Genomic DNA, 1,116 nt, shown 5'->3' on the forward strand with positions numbered 1-1,116 from the left:
CGGAGATGGGTAAAAGGGACAGGTCCGGGGCTGCCCGCCCCGCCCCAGGCCGGGCCGGGGGCGGGCCCGGATCAGGGCCGGGGCTGCCCACCCCGGGCCGGGATCAGGGCCCGGCCCGGGCCCGGGCTACGCCTGTTGTGCTTCCGCGGGGAGTGCCGGCTCGCCGAACTCCGCCACCGCCTCGTTCACGATGCGTTCCAGGCGGGCGTGATGGGCGCCGCGCCAGTAGACGCGTTCGCAGTCGGAGCACTGCGCGAAGACGTCGTACGAACGGTGCGTGCCGCCTTCGAGGCGATCGCCGACGCTCTCCTTGTCGGCGTCGTGCAGCGGGCCGTTGCAGGCGGTGCAGCGGGTCCAGGGGGTGAGGGCGGGCGCGAACCGGCCGAGGACGTCGCGCAGTTGCTCGTCCGGGTTGTCGCTGTAGACGTACGCGCCGGCCCAGATCTCGCGACGGCGCAGCAGGCCGCGGTCACGGGAGAGCAGGACGCGGCGTTCGTCCGCGGAACGGGTGGCCAGGGCCTGGTCGCCGGGGTCCTCGTTGTCGTAGGCGGCGTCCACGCCGAGGAGGCGCAGGCGGCGCGCGAGGGTGCCGAGGTGGACGTCGAGGAGGAAGCGCAGGGGTGCGCCGGGGACCTGCTGGGGGCGGCTGACGCCGAGCACCTCGACGGTCTCGCCGTCCTGGGGCACGTACGAGACAGGGACCTCGCGGCCGTCCACGAGCAGCCGGCCGACCTCGGTGAGCGGCACGCCGGCCGACTCGACGACGTGGCCGAGGCTGGAGGCGCCGTCGGTGGTGGTCGGCACGCGGTCGGTGCGGCGGCTCGGCGGGGCGAACAGACGCAGTTCGGGGGCGAGGGTGAGGTGGATGTCGGGACGGTTCACGTGGCCCAGCATGCCATTGCTGCCCGGCGGGGCGGGCGCGCTTTTCCCGGGCCGGGGCCCGGTCCCTGGGCCTGGGCCTGGCTTTGGGTCTGGGCCGGGGCTGCGCCCCCGGGCGGCTGCGCCCCCGGGCTCCGGCCCCGGGCCCTCGGGCCTGGGCCTGGCTCTTATACGCATCTGTCGCTGCCGACGATCTTACCGGTGTACGGATCGTGTGGTGCGGCAGGCGTAGACGTA

At 75.0% G+C, this 1,116-nt stretch carries 1 protein-coding gene; it reads right to left on the bottom strand.

All coding sequences use genetic code 11. From position 1 onward, the window contains the following. Positions 1 to 126 precede the first annotated feature (126 nt). Positions 127 to 882 carry a Mut7-C ubiquitin/RNAse domain-containing protein gene (locus tag GPJ59_RS36425; protein WP_219672378.1) on the bottom strand — a complete coding sequence of 252 codons (756 nt, stop codon included), beginning with the start codon at positions 880 to 882 and terminating at the stop codon, positions 127 to 129. Between the last annotated feature and the right edge of the window lie 234 nt (positions 883 to 1,116).

The organism is Streptomyces bambusae (genome assembly GCF_019400985.1).
GTDB classification, from domain to species: Bacteria; Actinomycetota; Actinomycetes; order Streptomycetales; family Streptomycetaceae; genus Streptomyces; species Streptomyces bambusae_A.